Consider the following 15802-nt stretch of genomic DNA (forward strand, 5'->3'; position numbering starts at 1 on the left):
CCGGGACTGACAATTGGCGGGCCGTCAGCCGCGTCTCAGGCGTCCCGACGGCACACGCGCCACCCGCCCGCCACCAACGCGACCGCCGCCCACACCGCCGTCACCGCGAGCCCCGTCCACGGTCCGAGCGCGCCGTCCCACGTCTCGTGCAGGATCACCTGTCCGGCCTTGTCCGGCAGGAAGTCCGCGACGGTCCCGGACACGCCGCCGATCACGAACGACACGATGAGCAGGAACGGCACGAGGATGCTCAGTGTGGCGACGCCGCTGCGCAGCAGCGCGGTCAGCCCGGCCGCGAAGAGGGCCATCAGCGCGAGGTAGACACCGCAACCGGCGACGCCCCGCAGTCCCTCGCCCCAGCTCAGCCCGCTCCCCCGGTCACCGAGAACGGCCTTGCCCACGACCAGGCTCACGCATCCGGTCAGGAGACCGACGGCCAGGGCCGGTACGCCGATCGCCACCGCCTTGGCCGCGAACCACCGCCCACGCCGGGGCACCGCGGCCAGCGAGACCCTCAGCGCACCGCCCTGGAACTCGGACGACACGGCCTGCGCGCCGAAGGTGATCACGGCGATCTGCCCGAAGCTGACTCCGAAGAACGCCGAGAACAGGGCGTCGAAGTCCCCGTCGTCGTCCGAGGAGGCGTCGAGCCCGGCGAGCGCGGAGAAGACCGCCGTGACGAGGACGACGGCGGCCAGTCCGGCGACGAGCGAGCGCAGCGTACGGATCTTGAGCCACTCCGAGTGGAGTACGGGTGCGAACGGCACGGTCAGGCCTCCTGCGGCTGAGTCGGGGACTGGGCGGTGAACTCGGCCTCCGTGGCCGTCAGATCGAGGTAGGCCTGCTCCAGGGTGCCTTCCTCCGCCGCGAGTTCGAGGATGGGTATCGCCGTGCCCGATGTGAGGCGGCCGATGTCGTCCACGCGCGCGTGGTGCACGATCCAGCGTTCGTCGTCGCCCTCGCCCCTGCCCTCGACGGCGTCGTAACCGTGCCGGGCGAGCAGCTCCCGAAGTGCCGCGCCGTCGGTCGTGCGCACCCGTACGCGGGGCCGCACGCGCGCGTCGATGAACTCCCGCATCGGCATGTCCGCGAGCAGGCGGCCGCGGCCCAGGACGACGAGGTGGTCGGCGAAGGACGCCGTCTCGTTCATCAGGTGGCTGGAGACGAGCACCGTCCGGCCCTCGCGGGCGAGTCGGCGCAGCAACTCCCGGATCCAGATGATGCCTTCGGGATCGAGCCCGTTGGACGGCTCGTCGAGCAGCACGACCGGCGGGTCGCCCAGCAGCGCGGCGGCGATGCCCAGGCGCTGACGCATGCCCAGGGAGTACGTCCTGACGCGGCGGCGGGCCACCGAGGCGAGCCCCGCCTCCTCCAGGACCTCGTCCACGCGGCGCTCCGGGAGGCGGTTGCTCGCGGCGAGCACCCGCAGATGGTCCCGTGCGGTGCGCGCGCCGTGCGCGGCCTGTGCGTCGAGCAGGGCGCCGACCTGGCGCAGCGGCTCGTCGAGTGCCGAGTACGCGAGGCCGCCGATGGTGGCGGTGCCGGACGTCGGCCGGTCCAGGCCGAGCACGAGCCGCATCGTGGTGGACTTCCCGGCGCCGTTGGGACCGAGGAAGCCGGTGACGCGGCCCGGCGCGACGTGGCAGGTCAACCGGTCCACGGCACGCGTGGTTCCGTACTCCTTGGTGAGGTCTTGGACGTCGATGCTGGTCATGGCCCAAGGCTGGCCGCCGGGCGGGGGCCCGGTCCTCCCCCGCCCGGGGATGCCGTCTCCCTCGCTCGGGGGAGGCTCGTTGTCAGTGCCGGCTGGCACGATGACGGAATGGCCCGCCTGCTGCGCCCGCTGACCCGCGGGACGACGTACACCCGCCTGCTGCACCTGTGGGTTCCCATGCTGTTCGTCAGCGTGTGGCTGTTCATCGACATGTCCAAGCCGTGGGTGCCCGCGGTGTTGCTGATTCCGCTGGGGCTGATCCCGGCCGTGCGGGTGGGCGAGGGTGTGCAGGCACAGCTGCTGCTGACGCCGGGCGAGCGGGGCGCCCAGGACGCGGCGATCACGGTCGCGCCGTCGGCGACCTGGCGGGACCGGCTGCGGACGGTGCTGTGGCTGGAGGCCCGCATGGCCCTCGGGGCGGTGACGATGGGGGTCACCGTCTGGCTGCCGGTGCTCGCCGTGGACCTGACCCGGCTCTCGTTCGGCCAGGTGCCGGACGACAATCCGCTCCTGCCGGTTTCGGCGGCCCACTGGGCGTACGCGCTACTCGCACCGCTGGCGCTGATCGCGCTCTACGCCGTCGTGGTCGGTCTCGGCGAGCTGGTCACGGCCATCGCCCGCCACCTCCTCGGACCGTCCGCGGCCGAGCGGGTCGCCGCCCTGGAGGAGCGCACCGAGCGGCTCCTGGAGCGGACCCGCATCGCCCGTGAACTGCACGACTCGATCGGCCACGCGCTGACGGTGGCCGTGGTGCAGGCGGGGGCGGCGAGGGCAACGGGTGATCCGGAGTTCACCGACCGGGCCCTGCTCGCCATCGAGGACACGGGCCGCACCGCGCTGGAGGACCTGGAGCGGGTGCTCGGCGTGCTGCGCGAGTCGGAGCGTCCCGCGAGCCGCCGCCCGACGCTGGTGGAGGCCGACCGGCTCCTGGAATCGGCGCGTGCCTCGGGGGCGAAGATCGACGCCGAAGTGACAGGCCCCCTGGAGGATGTGCCGGGGCCGGTCTCGCGGGAGGGCTACCGCATCCTTCAGGAGTCGCTCACCAATGTGCTCAGGCACGCCGGGTCCGTACCCGTCGGGGTGCGTATCGGGGTCGAGGACCGGACCCTCTCCCTGGAGGTGCGCAATCCGCTGTCGGCGGAGATACCGGGCGCCCGCGGGGGCAGCGGTCTGCGGGGCATCCGGGAGCGGGCCGCGCTGCTCGGCGGCCGGGCGCGGACCGGCCCGGACCGGGGTGACTGGCAGGTGTACGTCGAGCTGCCGCTGCGCTGATCTACGCTGGCCGGGTGCCGGTCACCGTTCTGCTCGTCGACGACGAACCCCTCGTACGTGCCGGTCTGCGCGCCGTTCTGGAGGCGCAGCCCGACATCGAGGTGGTCGGGGAGGCCGCCGACGGCGCGGCGGTGATCCCGCTGGTGCGGCAGTTGCGGCCGGATGTCGTCGCGATGGACGTGCGCATGCCGCTCATGGACGGCATCGAGGCCACCCGCGCGGTGCTGCGGACGATCGACCGGCCGCCGAAGATCCTGGTGGTGACGACCTTCGAGAACGACGAGTACGTCTACGAGGCGCTGCGCGCGGGTGCCGACGGCTTTCTGCTGAAGCGGGCCAGGCCGGCCGAGATCGTGCACGCCGTGCGGCTGGTCGCGGAGGGCGAGTCGCTGCTGTTCCCGGCCTCGGTGCGGCAGCTGGCCGCCGAGTACGGGGAAGGCGGCGGGAATCGGGCGGCCCGGGCGGCTCTGGAGCGGGCGGCGCTGACCGACCGCGAGGCCGAGGTGCTGCGGCTGATGACCCGGGGTCTGTCCAACGCGGAGATCGCCGGACAGCTGATCGTCGGCACCGAGACGGTGAAGTCCCACGTCAGTGCCGTACTGGCGAAGTTGGGGGCACGCGACCGGACGCAGGCGGTGATCGCGGCGTACGAGTCGGGGTTCGTGGCGCCCGGCTGATCCGGGCCCTTCGGCGACGAGGTGGCGCCCGGCACTCGCCGGAGGCCGCCGCGCCGAGTACGATCCGGCCAACCAACACGCGCACTAGCTGGGAGGACGGACGTTGGGGCGGCTGACCGGCGGGGATCCCTCTCTGCTGCGGAGGATCAACTCCGCGGTGGTGCTGCACGCGCTGCGGGCGACGGACTTCGCGACACTCACCGAGATCACCCGGGTGACCGGGCTGTCCCGGCCCACCGTCGAGGGTGTCGTCGAGGGGCTCATCGAGGGCGGGCTCGTCGTGGAGACCGCGGCCGAGGAGGGTGCCGCGCGGCGCCAGGGACGGCCCGCGCGCCGGTTCCGCTTCCGGGCGGAGGCGGGGCACCTGCTGGGCCTGGAGATCGGCCCGCACCGCGTGGCGGCGCTTCTCGCGGATCTGGACGGCCGGGTGCTGGGCACGATCGCCAAGGACGTCGGTGAGACGGCACCGGCGGACGAACGGCTCGACCGGCTGCGTACCGCCGTCGCCGAACTGCTGCGCCGTTCCGGTGTCGCGCGCGGCTGCCTGCGGGCCGTCGGTGTGGGCACGCCCGGCATCGTCGAGGCCGACGGCACCGTGCGCCTGGGCACGGCGCTGCCGGAGTGGACGGGTCTGAACCTGGGCGAGCGGCTGCGCCGCTCCTTCAAATGCCCGGTGCTCGTGGAGAACGACGCCAACGCGGCGGCGGTCGCCGAGCACTGGAAGGGCGCGGGCACCGAGTCCGACGACATGGTGTTCGTGCTGGCCGGGCTGAGCCCTGGCGCCGGCTCCCTCATCGGCGGGCGCCTGCACCGCGGCTACGGAGGGGCGGCCGGCGAGATCGGCGCGCTGCACCTGCTGGGCCGGGAGGCGACTCCGGAAACGCTGCTGTCCACGACCGACGAGCCGCTGCACCCGCTCGACGAGCCGGCGGTCGCGGAGGTCTTCACGCACGCGCGTGCGGGCGACGAGCGCGCCATGGCGGCTGTCGACCGCTTCATCCAGCGGCTGGTGCACGACGTGGCGGCGCTCGTTCTGGCCCTCGACCCCGAACTCGTCGTGATCGGCGGCTGGGCGGCGGGCATCGACGGCGTACTGGAGCCGCTGCGCAAGGAGTTGGCCCGCTACTGTCTGCGGCCGCCCCGGGTGGCTCTGTCGCTGCTGGGCGAGGCGGCGGTGGCGACGGGCGCGCTGCGACTGGCGCTCGACCACGTGGAGGAGCAGCTCTTCGCGGTGGAGGGCACCGTGACGGCGCGCCGCTGACCATCCCGTACAGCCCCTGATCATCCCGTACAAACGTGTCGCGCCCCGGAGTCCCGGGGCGCGACACGTACGCAGACAGACGGATACGGGCAAGTCCCTCAGGAAGCGCGGCGCTCCGAGTCGTGGTGTATCTCCACACCGCCCGAGTCGCCGAAGGTCAGCCGGCAGGTGTCGGCGCGGTACGTGGCGACGGAGACCGCCGCGGTGCGCCCCTCGGCGAAGAAGCGGGTGGTGACGACGAGGACGGGTGCACCGGGGAGCCGGTCGAGCTCCTTGGCGTCGTCCGCACGGGCCGAGCCGAGTTCCACGGCACGGTCCTGGCCCTCAAGACCGAGATGCTGGAGCTCCCGCAGCACGGCACGCGCGCGTGCCACTCCCGACGGCGCGTCGATGCCGGACAGGTCGGGCACCGCCGAGGCCGGGATGTAGAGCAGTTCGGCGGCGACGGGCTGACCGTGCGTCGTCCGGGAGCGGCGCACCATGTGCACCTGCTCGTCGCGGCCGGTCTCCAGGATGTCGGCCACCGCGGCGGGCGGCGCCACCACCGTGCAGTCGACGGGCTGCCAGGCGTCGCCGGCCTCGCCCGGCCACGTGTGGTGCTCGGATCCGACGGCCACGCCCATGCGCGGCGGCGCCACGGTCGTGCCGACGCCGCGCCGACGCTGGAGCCGGCCTTCGAGTTCGAGCTGCTCCAGGGCCTGCCGGAGCGTGGCCCTGGCGACGCCGAACCGGGCCGCGAGATCACGCTCGTTCGGCAGGATCTCACCCACCGAGAACTCGGAGTCCAGTGCTTCGCTGAGCACGGTCTTGAGGTGCCAGTACTTGGGCTCCTGCACCGTATCCAACTGCTGGGTCCCCACCCTAGTCCTCCGCAATCGCCGTGATCCGGCGGCTTTTAACGCCCTTGTTTATTAAAGGTTCCTGCACTATCCCTGCGACGATATGCCCGGTCCTACCCTTGGTCAAGACCAATCCTCGATCCGTTACAGCTCGAACACACGTGTTGCCGCAGAGTGTTCATACGGCGTTCGCGATACGCAGGATTCGTGACAGAACGGCGAGGCCCTCGTCTCCCGGACGAGGGCCTCGGTGGGGCGGGGCGCTGTCAGTCGACGGCGAGGTACAGCAGCTTCTCGGGGTTGCGGACGATGTAGACGCACTGGATCCGGCCGTCGGCGACGTCCAGTTGGAAGACGCTGTCGGGCTTGCCCTCGACCAGGACCAGCAGCGCGGCGCCGCCGTTGACCTCCAGGAACCGGAACGACACCTCTCCGGCGCCCTTCCCTGCACCCTTCCGGGCGGCGCCGTGGAGGAAGCGGCCCACCTTGTCCGCGGACTCGATGACCCGGAGCGGCGCCTGGGCACGGCCCCCGCTGTCGCCCACCAGTCGCACGTCCGGGGCCAGCAGGGACATGAGCCCCTCCAGGTCACCCTCCGTCGCCGCGGCGATGAACCGCTCGGTGAGATCGCGCCGTTGGGCGGGATCGACCTCGTAGCGGGGCCGCTTCTCCTCGACGTGCCGGCGGGCCCGCCCGGCGAGCTGCCGCACGGCGGACTCACTGCGGTCGAGGGTGGTCGCGATATCCGCGTACGGGTAGCCGAAGGCCTCCCTGAGGACGAACACCGCGCGCTCCAGCGGCGACAGCGACTCCAGGACGACGAGGACGGCCAGGGAGACGGAGTCGGCGAGCACCGCCCGTTCCGCCGTGTCCGGGACGGCGTCCCCGAAATGCGTGACGTACGGCTCGGGCAACCACGGCCCCACGTAGGCCTCGTTGCGGGACTGGACATGGCGCAGCCGGTCGATGGCGAGCCTCGTGGTGACGCGCACCAGATAGCCGCGCGGTTCGCGTACGTCGGAGCGGTCGGCGCCGGACCAGCGCAGCCACGCGTCCTGGACCACGTCCTCCGCGTCGGCCACCCGGCCGAGCATGCGGTAGGCGACGCCCATCAGAACGGGCCGGTGCTCTTCGAAGACCTCGGTCGCGGTGTCGGTAGCCACGGCACCATCTCATCCCGACACGTCAGGTCGTGTCCAGGCGAAATTCCGGGACGCCGGTGCGCGGCGGTCGGGCACCCGGCGGTCAACCCCGAGGTGTGCGGGGCACGTTGAAAGTCGTACCCCATGAGCTTGGCGACCGCCGAGGGCTACCGGCGGGTAGTAATTGCTGACAAGCTGTCTACCAGCCGGTGAGTCAGCCGATATCGGTACTCAGACGAGGAGCAGTTCCATGTCCGACACGGTCTCCGTCAGCGTCCCCACTCCGCACGGCCCGCGGACCGTGACCCTCGCCTACGCGCGCGTGGGGAGCGGCGAACCGCTTCTCCTGCTGCACGGGATAGGCCACCACCGGCAGGCCTGGGACCCGGTCGTCGACATCCTGGCGACCGAGCGGGACGTCATCGCGGTGGACCTGCCCGGCTGCGGCGAGTCCCCGGCACTGCCCGACGGGCTCGCCCACGACCTGGCCACGATGAACACCGCGCTGGGCGCGCTGTGCGAGACGCTGGAGCTCGAACGGCCGCATGTGGCGGGCAACTCCCTGGGCGGGCTGCTCGCCCTGGAGCTGGGCCGCCAGAAGCTCGTACGGTCCGTCACGGCACTGGCCCCGGCCGGGTTCTGGTCACCGGTCGAGCGGCGGTACGCGTTCGGTCTGCTGCAGGCGATGCGGCAGGGCGCGCGGAGCATGCCGCTGCCGATGGTCGAGCGGCTGTCGCGTACGGCGGCCGGGCGCGCCGTGCTGACCGGCACCATCTACGCCCGCCCGGGCCGGCGTTCACCCGAGGCGGTCGTCGCCGAGACCCTCGCGCTTGCCAACGCCAAGGGGTTCACCGAGACGCTCAGGGCCGGCGCCGCCGTCCAGTTCACGGACGACATCCCCGGGCTGCCCGTCACCGTGGCCTGGGGCGCCCAGGACCGCATCCTGGTGCGCCGCCAGGGGATCCGCGCCAAGCACGTCATTCCGCGGGCCCGGCTGGTGCGGCTGCCCGGCTGCGGGCACGTCCCGATGAACGACGACCCCGCCCTGGTCGCCCGGGTCGTCCTGGACGGCAGCCGCTGATTTTCCGCCCCGCACGCTCAACGCGCCCGAACCCAGGGCCACTCCGGCACCCACCAGGGCGCTGCCCGCGGCCTGCGCGACCCCGTAGGAACCCGTTCCGACCAGCGGCGCCGTGCAGGCCGCGGCGACCGGGATGAGGCCGGAGAAGAGCGTGGCGCGCTCCGCGCCGATGCGCTGTATGCCCATGTACCAGCAGACGAAGCCGATGACCGTGACGATCGCCGCCTGCCACAGCAACGCGGTGGCTTCGGTGCCGTCCGGCATCCGCAGCCAGGCGCCGCCGTCCACGATCACCCCGACCAGCGCCGACTCGACCGCGGCGAGCCCGCACACGGTGGCCGCCAGGAGCCGCGGGCCGAGCGGCCGCAGCACGGGTACGGCGAGGACCGCGAACCCGACCTCCCCGATGAGCGCGCACACGGAGAAGGCCAGTCCCATGCCGTCGGTACGGCCCCAGCCCTGAATGGTGAAGGCGCCGCCGGCCACCAGAAGCGCGCCGTACAGGACGACGCGCTGGGGCCGACGGCCTTCGACCAGGGGCATGAGCACGGCCACGACGACCGGGGCACAGCCTACGAAGACACCCGGTACCGCGGGTTCCGCGCTGCGTTCGGCGGCGAGGATCGCGAGGTTGAAGCCGACCATGCCGACGGCCGCCAGGAGTGCGAGCCGCGTCCACTGGCGCGGTGTCAGCCTGCGCAGCGGCGCCGCGCCGCCTCGTCCGACCAGGGGGACGAGCAGCAGACAGGCGAGGCCGTAGCGCAGGAACTGGCCGCCCGCGTACGGATAGTGGCCCAGGACGCTGTTGGCGGTGAAGGAGCCGCCGACGAGGATGCCGGCGAAGGCGGCGAGCAGTGACCCGCGGGCGGTGGCTGTGTTCATGGCTACGACGCTATGAAGGGCACCGGTCCGGTTTAAGGTCCACTTCCATGACGCCATCGGGGACCAATCCGGGTACGTCCGGACCAGCGGCGTGGGCCGCCGCCTGGGAGCTGCTCCTGCCGGCCGCCGCGGCACCGCCGCGCGCGCGTGGCCGCGCCCTGCAGGCGGCGTTGCGCGAGGCGGTCCGCTCCGGGCGGCTCACGCCCGGCACGCGGCTGCCGTCCAGCCGTGAACTCGCCGCCGATCTCGGGGTGTCCCGGGGGCTGGTCACCGAGGCGTACGAGCAGTTGACCGCGGAGGGGTACCTGCGCAGCGGCCGGGGCGCCGGAACGTGGGTGGGCGGCGCGGTCCGGGCCGCCCACCCACGCACACGTGACCTCGCTCCACGCTCCCCCGGCGCCCGGGCCGACTTCCTGCCCGGCACTCCGGACCTGTCGCTCTTCCCGCGCACGGCGTGGGCGGCCGCGCAGCGCGCCGTACTCGCCGAACTGCCGCACCACACGCTGGGCTACCCGGATCCGCGCGGGCTGCCCCGGCTGCGTACCGCCCTCGCGGAACTGCTGGCCCGGCGCAGGGGCGTGGTCGCGGACCCGGAGCGGGTTCTGGTCGTCTCCGGTGTGGCGCAGGCGATGACCCTGCTCGGATTCGCGCTCCACGCGCGCGGGATGCGCACCGTCGGCATGGAGGATCCCGCGAGCCCGGAGCACGGCACGCTGTTCGCGTCGGCCGGCCTCGGCGCCGTACCGCTGCCCCTTGACGACGAAGGGCTGGCCACCGAGCCGCTGCGGCGGTCGGGCGTACGGGCGGTGGTGACGACGCCCGCGCATCAGTTTCCGTCGGGGATCGCGTACTCCGCGCGGCGCCGCACCCAGCTCCTCGACTGGGCACGCTCCGTGGACGGGCTGGTCATCGAGGACGACTACGACGGGGACTTCCGCTACGACCGGGCGCCGGTGGGCGCGCTCCAGGGACTCGACCCGGAGCACGTCGCGTACACCGGGTCGGTCAGCAAGTCGCTGGCCCCGGGGCTACGGCTCGGCTGGCTGCTGGTTCCGGCGTCGCTGTCCGAGGAGGTCGTCGAGCGCAAGCGGACGATGGACCTCGGCCATCCGGTCGTCGACCAGGCGCTGCTGGCCCGCTTCGTGGAACGGGGCGACTACGACCGGCAGCTGCGCCGCTGCCAGCGCGCGTACAAGGAACGGCGCGACACGCTCGTGGCGGCCCTGGAGGAGCACTTTCCCGGAACGCGGGTCTCCGGTATCGCCGCCGGCCTGCATGTCATCGCGACTCTGCCCGACCACTACGGGCCGCAGGAACGCTTCCTGGAGAGCGCGGCCGAGGCCGGCGTCGCGGTACGTCCGCTCAAGGACTACACACAGCCCACGACGACCGGCGACGATGTGGTCCGCCTGGTACTGGGCTACGCACACGTGTCTCCGACACGCATCCGGGAGGGAGTGCGCTTGATGGCGGAGGGCCACGGACAACGAGCCCCGTAAGGGGCGCGAGGAACTGCGCGACCAGCCCACCACAACCCGCACATCATCCATCGAACCCTGCCAAACCACCCAACCCAGCGGAACGTTCCGGTCAGTGTTCACTCGAGGTTTGCGCAGACGCTGCGGCACACCAGTAGTTGTGGCCGTGCACACTGGTCGAACCCGTCCCAGGAGGCGTTCCATGTCACACCGTCCGTCGAGCCCGTCCCCCGGTCGCCGCAGTGTCCTGCGCGGCTCGCTCGCCGCGTCGGCGATCCTCGCGCTGCCCGCCGCAGGCGCGGCCCCGGCCTTCACCCTGTCGGGGCGGCCGAAGGCGGCATGGGGTGTGCAGGCCGGAGACGTGAGCGCGCACTCCGGGCTGGTGTGGGTGCGCTCCGACCGGCCGGCGCGCATGATCGTGGAGACCTCCGCAACCGAGTCGTTCCGCAACCCGAGGAGATGGCACGGCCCGCTCCTCGGCGCGGACACCGACTTCACCGGCACGGTCCCGCTGCGCGGCCTGCCGGCCGGCGAACAGATCCACTACCGGGTGACGTTGGCCGACCCGGACGACTACCGCCGCACCGGTGAGGCGGTGCCGGGCACCTTCCGGACCGCGCCCGCCAAGCGGCGCGACGGCGTCCGCTTCCTGTGGTCGGGCGACGTCGTGGGCCAGGGCTGGGGCATCAACCCGGACATCGGCGGCCTCTACGCGTACGACGAGATGCGCCGCCTCGACCCGGACTTCTACCTGTGCAGCGGGGACACAATCTACGCGGACGGCCCGTTGTCGCCGTCCGTCACGCTGCCCGACGGCCGCGTCTGGCGGAACGTCACCACCGAGGAGAAGTCCAAGGTCGCGGAGACCCTCGCCGAGTACCGGGGCAACTTCCGCTACCCGCTGCTCGACGAGGCCGTGCGCTCCTTCAACGCGCAGGTGCCGACGATCACCCAGTGGGACGACCACGAGGTCGTCAACAACTGGTACCCGGGCGAGATCCTCACCGACGCCCGCTACACGGTGAAGGACGTCGACACGCTGGCCGCCCGCGCCCGCAAGGCGTTCAGCGAGTACTTCCCGATCTCCACACTGCCCGCCACGGGCGACGACGGCCGGGTGCACCGGGTCGTGCACCACGGCCCACTGCTCGACGTGTTCGTGCTCGACATGCGTACGTTCCGCAACGCCAACTCGCCGGGCCGGCAGACCGACGACACCACCGGCATCCTGGGCGCGGAGCAACTCGCCTGGCTGAAGCGGGAGCTGGCGCGGTCGCGCGCGGTGTGGAAGGTGATCGCCGCCGACATGCCGCTCGGCCTGGTCGTGCCGGACGGCGCGACGGACATCGAGGCCGTCGCGCAGGGTGACCCGGGCGCGCCGCTCGGCCGCGAGCTCCAGATCGCGGAGCTGCTGCGGTTCGTCAAGCACCGCCGGATCACCGGCACGGTGTGGCTGACGGCGGACGTGCACTACACCTCGGCTCAGCACTACGACCCGTCACGTGCGGCCTTCAAGGACTTCGCGCCGTTCTGGGAGTTCGTCTCCGGACCGCTGGCGGCGGGCGGCTTCCCGGCGAACGCGCTGGACGGCACGTTCGGTCCCGACCGGGTCTTCGTCAAGGCGCCGACGACCGCGAACGTCTCGCCGATGGAGTCCCCGCAGTACTTCGGCGAGGTCGACATCGACGGCGACAGCGGCGAACTGACGGTCCGTCTGCGGGCGACCGGCGGTTCGGTACTGTTCACGAAGGTGTTGCAGCCGGGACGCGTGGGGCAGTAGACGACACGCGGGGCGCGAGCTCGCGTACCCTCGGACCTCGTGCCGCGTACCGGCGTCATCTCCCGGTGCGCGGCACGTCCGTGATCTCTGCGAGCTACGAGCTTCCTGACATCCACACGTCCAATCCACGTCAGAGAATCGTAAAAAGAACAACAAACGGGACAGAATCACACTTAACCGATCAGTCACAAAGCGTTCGTGATCACGCAACACCCATCGTCCACAGTGACTGCATGACTCCAGACATGTCTGATGTGACGCGTACGAAACACGGTCGTCCGGTCCACCACTGGCGCCGGGATCTCGTCGAACTGGCCGCGCTGTTCACGGCGGTGGCCGTCGCGGACGCCGTGGCGAACCTGATCGGGCACGGTCCCGACGGCCCCGCCCTGCTCGCGATCTCGGCGGTCGTCCTGGTCGCCACGGCGGGGTTCCACACATGGTGGGCACGCCGCCACGGTCACGCTCCCCCGACGGGCGATACCGGCACCCGGCCGCCCGCCCCAGCGCGGGATGCCGGGACCTCCGAGGCGGCTCCGGCCGATGCGGAAGCCGTCACCCGGGAGCCCGTGCTCTGGCGGATGCGGACCACCGTGCGCGACGAGCCGGGATCGCTGGCCGCGCTGTGCCTGGCGCTGGCGGGGCAGCGGGTCGACATCCTGAGCCTGCAGACGCATCCGCTGGCCGACGGCACCGTGGACGAGTTCCTGCTGCGGGCTCCCGCGGACGTGGCGGGCTCCGACGTCACCCGGGCGATCTCGCAGGCGGGCGGCACCGGCACCTGGATCGAGCGGGCCGACGCGCACGACCTGGTGGACGCGCCCACCCGGGTACTGGGCCTGGCGACGCGTACGGCGCTGGACGCCGCGGAACTGCCGCTGGCGCTGCGGCAGTTGCTGGGACGGTGCACGATCCGTTCGCTGCCCGCCGCGTCGGTCGGCGGTGACCGGGCGGCGGAAGGGGCGCCCGTCGAGGGTGCGCTGGAGGACACCGTGATGCGGCTGCGCGCACCGGAAGGCGGAGTGATCACCGTGGAGCGGCCGTATCTGCCGTTCACGCCCACCGAGTTCGCGCGGGCCCGCGCACTGGTCGAGCTGGACGCCCGGCTCGGTCCGCGCATCCCGCGCAGCCGCGACGTGCTGACGCTGCCCCAGGGCAAGGCCATCACCGTGCGCCGCGCCGACGCCGGTGACCTCCAGGCCGCGAAGGCCATGCAGGAGCGGTGCTCGCCGCGCACGCTGAGCATGCGCTACCACGGTCCGGTCGGCGACGCGGACAAATACCTGAGCCACCTCCTCAGCCCGCGCTTCGGCCGCACCCTCGCCGTGCAGACCGCGTCGGGGCGCGTCGTCGGGCTCGGCCATCTCCTCTGGGACGGCGACGAGACGGAGATCGCGCTGCTCGTCGAGGACGAGTGGCAGCGGCGCGGTATCGGCAGCGAGCTGCTCGGCCGGCTGGTGGCCATGGCGGTCGAGGCCGGCTGCGAGAGCGTCTACGCCGTCACGCAGTCGTCCAACACCGGCATGGTCGCCGCCATGCGCGGTCTCGACCTCCCCCTCGACTACCAGATCGAGGAGGGCACCCTGGTCATCACGGCCCGCCTGGACGCTACGCCGGTGAGTTCGCGGCTGCCGTACGACGAGGCCGGGCACTCCGTGCGGGACTAGTCGAGCGCGGTAGTGTTTTCGGCTGCGGGTGCGCCGTGGCTGGTCGCGCCCACGCGGCGGAGCCGCACAATGTCACAGCCCCGCGCCCCTTCGGGGGCGCACCCGAACCGCATCGCACCTCCCCGGACCCGCTCAGCGTCGTGCGGGTGCGGTCCCCAACGCCCCGTCCAGGTCCTGCCAGAGGTCCTCCACGTCCTCCAGTCCCACCGAGAGGCGCAGCAGCCGGTCGCTGACTCCGGACCGGTGGCGGTCCTCGGCGTTCACGATGCGGTGGCTGATCGAGGCGGGGTGCTGGATGAGGGTGTCGACGCTGCCGAGGCTCACCGCCGGGGTGATGAGACGGACGGCGGCGATCACCTCGTGCGGATCGCCATGGATCTCGAAGGCGACCATGGCGCCGCCGAGGCGCGGATAGTGGACGCGGGCGACGCGCGGGTCGGCGGCGAGGCGGCGGACCAGTTCCGCGGCGTTGGAGGAGGCGGCCCGGACCCGTACGGGCAGCGTCGAAAGACCGCGCAGCAACAGATAGCCGGCGAGCGGATGCAGCACGCCTCCGGTGGCGAACCGGACCTGCCGCAGCCGCCCGGCGAACTCCTCGTCGCAGGCCACCACCCCGGCCATCACGTCACCATGACCGCCCAGGTACTTGGTGGCGCTGTGCAGGACGAGCCGCGCGCCCTGTTCGGCGGGCCGCTGCAGTACGGGCGTGGCGAAGGTGTTGTCCGCGAGCAGCGGAACGCTCCCGCAGGCGTGGGCGATCGCCCGCAGATCGAGTTCGGCGAGCGTCGGATTGGCGGGCGACTCGACCAGCACCAGGCCGGTGTCAGGACGCAGGGCGTCCGCGATGCCCGCCGGGTCGACCCAGGTGACCTCGGACCCGAGCAGCCCGGCCGTCAACAGGTGGTCGCTGCACCCGTACAAGGGCCGTACGGCCACCACATGGCGCAGGCCCATCGCGTTCCGTACGAGCAGCACGGCGCTCAGCGCTGCCATGCCGCTCGCGAACGCGACCGATGCCTCGGTGCCCTCCAGCCGGGCGAGGGCGGTCTCGAAGCGGGCGACGGTCGGGTTGCCGAGCCGGCCGTAGACCGGTGGTCCTTCCGGAGCGGCCCCGTCCGTGGTGAAGGCGTCGATGCGGGCGGCCTCGCCGCGGCTGTCGTACGACGGATAGGTGGTGGACAGATCGATCGGCGGGGCGTGCAGCCCCTGCCGGGCGAGGTCGTCCCGTCCGGCGTGAACGGCTTCGGTGGCCAGCGCTCTCGGCGCGCTCCCGCCGGCCATGGTCTTCCTCCGGGCGATCCCGGCGACCTGGCTCGCGGCCCGACCCGCGGCCTGACCCGCGGCTTGGCCGGTGCCCTGGTCGGCCACCGGGCCCGTCCCGTCCACGCCGTCACACGTCTTCTCGTACACATCAACGCTGCCGAAGTCCATGCACGACAGCCTGAACGCTCAACGGGACAGGAGCGCCGAGTCCCGTGTTACGTTCGGCCCATGCCCGACTCTGTCGTACTGGACCCGGTGGATCTTCACCTTCTGCGGCTGTTGCAGAACGACGCCCGGACCACCTACCGCGACCTCGCCGCGCAGGTCGGTGTCGCGCCCTCGACCTGCCTGGACCGGGTGACGCGGCTGCGCCGCGCGGGCGTGATCCTCGGGCATCAGCTGCGGCTCGATCCGGCGAAACTGGGGCGTGGTCTGGAGGCGCTGCTGTCCGTGCAGGTCAGGCCGCACCGACGGGAGTTGGTCGGGCCGTTCGTGGAGCGGATCAGGGCGCTGCCGGAGTCCCGTTCCGTCTTCCACCTCACCGGGCCCGACGACTATCTCGTGCATGTCGCGGTCGCCGACATGACGGATCTTCAGCGGCTGGTGCTCGACGGCTTCACCGCGCATCGCGAAGTGGCCCGTGTCGAGACCCGGCTGATCTTCCAGCAGTGGGACTGCGGGCCCCTGCTGCCGCCGACCGCCCCGGGTACGGCCGCGGCGGAATCCGGCTGACGCGCACGACCTCC

The 15802-nt window shown here is 72.4% G+C and carries 13 protein-coding genes and 1 pseudogene; 8 read left to right on the forward strand and 6 right to left on the reverse strand.

The features are described from left to right. Nucleotides 1–35 precede the first annotated feature (35 nt). Both AB0I18_RS22480 and AB0I18_RS22485 read right to left on the reverse strand, forming a co-directional pair. A complete protein-coding gene (locus tag AB0I18_RS22480; RefSeq protein WP_363107330.1) occupies nt 36–767 on the reverse strand; it encodes an ABC transporter permease in 732 nt (243 codons plus the stop codon). Between the two features lie 2 nt (nt 768–769). Next, nucleotides 770–1714, reverse strand: coding sequence for an ABC transporter ATP-binding protein (locus AB0I18_RS22485; RefSeq protein WP_363107331.1), 945 nt, complete (start codon nt 1712–1714; stop codon nt 770–772). A gap of 108 nt (nt 1715–1822) precedes the next feature. Between AB0I18_RS22485 and AB0I18_RS22490 the strand changes: the two genes are divergently transcribed. The 3 genes from AB0I18_RS22490 (at nt 1823) to AB0I18_RS22500 (ending at nt 4924) form a co-directional block, all read left to right on the forward strand. Beyond that, entirely contained in the window at nt 1823–2986 is a 1164-nt protein-coding gene (locus tag AB0I18_RS22490) for a histidine kinase (RefSeq protein ID WP_363107332.1), read from the forward strand. 14 nt (nt 2987–3000) lie between these two features. Further along, complete coding sequence (locus AB0I18_RS22495; protein ID WP_363107333.1) at nt 3001–3663, forward strand: response regulator transcription factor; 663 nt, start codon at nt 3001–3003, stop codon at nt 3661–3663. A 103-nt stretch (nt 3664–3766) separates the two neighbouring features. Beyond that, nucleotides 3767–4924 carry an ROK family transcriptional regulator gene (locus AB0I18_RS22500; protein WP_363107334.1) on the forward strand — a complete coding sequence of 386 codons (1158 nt, stop codon included), beginning with the start codon at nt 3767–3769 and terminating at the stop codon, nt 4922–4924. A gap of 98 nt (nt 4925–5022) precedes the next feature. Here the strand turns inward: AB0I18_RS22500 and AB0I18_RS22505 are convergent, their stop codons facing one another. Further along, nucleotides 5023–5784 carry a GntR family transcriptional regulator gene (locus AB0I18_RS22505; protein ID WP_363107335.1) on the reverse strand — a complete coding sequence of 254 codons (762 nt, stop codon included), beginning with the start codon at nt 5782–5784 and terminating at the stop codon, nt 5023–5025. Between the two features lie 245 nt (nt 5785–6029). Further along, entirely contained in the window at nt 6030–6926 is an 897-nt protein-coding gene (locus tag AB0I18_RS22510) for an RNA polymerase sigma-70 factor (protein WP_363107336.1), read from the reverse strand. Between the two features lie 229 nt (nt 6927–7155). Here AB0I18_RS22510 and AB0I18_RS22515 point away from each other — a divergent pair, with 229 nt between their 5' ends. After that, nucleotides 7156–7986 carry an alpha/beta fold hydrolase gene (locus AB0I18_RS22515; protein WP_363107337.1) on the forward strand — a complete coding sequence of 277 codons (831 nt, stop codon included), beginning with the start codon at nt 7156–7158 and terminating at the stop codon, nt 7984–7986. A gap of 45 nt (nt 7987–8031) precedes the next feature. Here AB0I18_RS22515 and AB0I18_RS22520 read toward each other — a convergent pair. Beyond that, a pseudogene (locus AB0I18_RS22520) lies at nt 8032–8925 on the reverse strand (DMT family transporter); the annotation flags it as partial. Here AB0I18_RS22520 and AB0I18_RS22525 point away from each other — a divergent pair. The 3 genes from AB0I18_RS22525 to AB0I18_RS22535 all read left to right on the forward strand — a co-directional run bounded on the left by AB0I18_RS22525 (nt 8916) and on the right by AB0I18_RS22535 (nt 13793). Continuing rightward, entirely contained in the window at nt 8916–10367 is a 1452-nt protein-coding gene (locus AB0I18_RS22525; RefSeq protein ID WP_363107338.1) for a PLP-dependent aminotransferase family protein, read from the forward strand. The pseudogene AB0I18_RS22520 and the gene AB0I18_RS22525 sit on opposite strands and share 10 nt — an antisense overlap. A 181-nt stretch (nt 10368–10548) precedes the next feature. Beyond that, the gene (locus tag AB0I18_RS22530) at nt 10549–12126 is read left to right on the forward strand and encodes an alkaline phosphatase D family protein (protein WP_363107339.1); all 1578 of its coding nucleotides are present in this window, start codon (nt 10549–10551) and stop codon (nt 12124–12126) included. Nucleotides 12127–12359: 233 nt separating this feature from the next. Further along, nucleotides 12360–13793, forward strand: a complete 1434-nt coding sequence (locus tag AB0I18_RS22535; protein ID WP_363107340.1) for a GNAT family N-acetyltransferase — start codon at nt 12360–12362, stop codon at nt 13791–13793. Between the two features lie 132 nt (nt 13794–13925). On the opposite strand, the gene AB0I18_RS22540 is transcribed toward AB0I18_RS22535, so the two are convergent. Further along, on the reverse strand, nt 13926–15074 hold the full coding sequence (locus AB0I18_RS22540) for a PLP-dependent transferase (RefSeq protein ID WP_363107377.1): 1149 nt from the start codon (nt 15072–15074) through the stop codon (nt 13926–13928). Nucleotides 15075–15284: 210 nt separating this feature from the next. Between AB0I18_RS22540 and AB0I18_RS22545 the strand changes: the two genes are divergently transcribed. Next, complete coding sequence (locus tag AB0I18_RS22545; RefSeq protein WP_363107341.1) at nt 15285–15788, forward strand: Lrp/AsnC family transcriptional regulator; 504 nt, start codon at nt 15285–15287, stop codon at nt 15786–15788. Nucleotides 15789–15802 lie beyond the last annotated feature (14 nt).

It is taken from the genome of Streptomyces sp. NPDC050704, from assembly GCF_040654355.1.
Classification (GTDB): domain Bacteria; phylum Actinomycetota; class Actinomycetes; order Streptomycetales; family Streptomycetaceae; genus Streptomyces.

Coding starts and splice junctions, on each gene's coding strand:
- AB0I18_RS22485 (WP_363107331.1), bottom strand. CDS start 1,714: ATGACCAGCATCGACGTCCAAGACCTCACCAAGGAGTACGGAACCACG.
- AB0I18_RS22490 (WP_363107332.1), top strand. CDS start 1,823: ATGGCCCGCCTGCTGCGCCCGCTGACCCGCGGGACGACGTACACCCGC.
- AB0I18_RS22515 (WP_363107337.1), top strand. CDS start 7,156: ATGTCCGACACGGTCTCCGTCAGCGTCCCCACTCCGCACGGCCCGCGG.
- AB0I18_RS22525 (WP_363107338.1), top strand. CDS start 8,916: ATGACGCCATCGGGGACCAATCCGGGTACGTCCGGACCAGCGGCGTGG.
- AB0I18_RS22530 (WP_363107339.1), top strand. CDS start 10,549: ATGTCACACCGTCCGTCGAGCCCGTCCCCCGGTCGCCGCAGTGTCCTG.
- AB0I18_RS22535 (WP_363107340.1), top strand. CDS start 12,360: ATGACTCCAGACATGTCTGATGTGACGCGTACGAAACACGGTCGTCCG.
- AB0I18_RS22540 (WP_363107377.1), bottom strand. CDS start 15,074: ATGGCCGGCGGGAGCGCGCCGAGAGCGCTGGCCACCGAAGCCGTTCAC.
- AB0I18_RS22545 (WP_363107341.1), top strand. CDS start 15,285: ATGCCCGACTCTGTCGTACTGGACCCGGTGGATCTTCACCTTCTGCGG.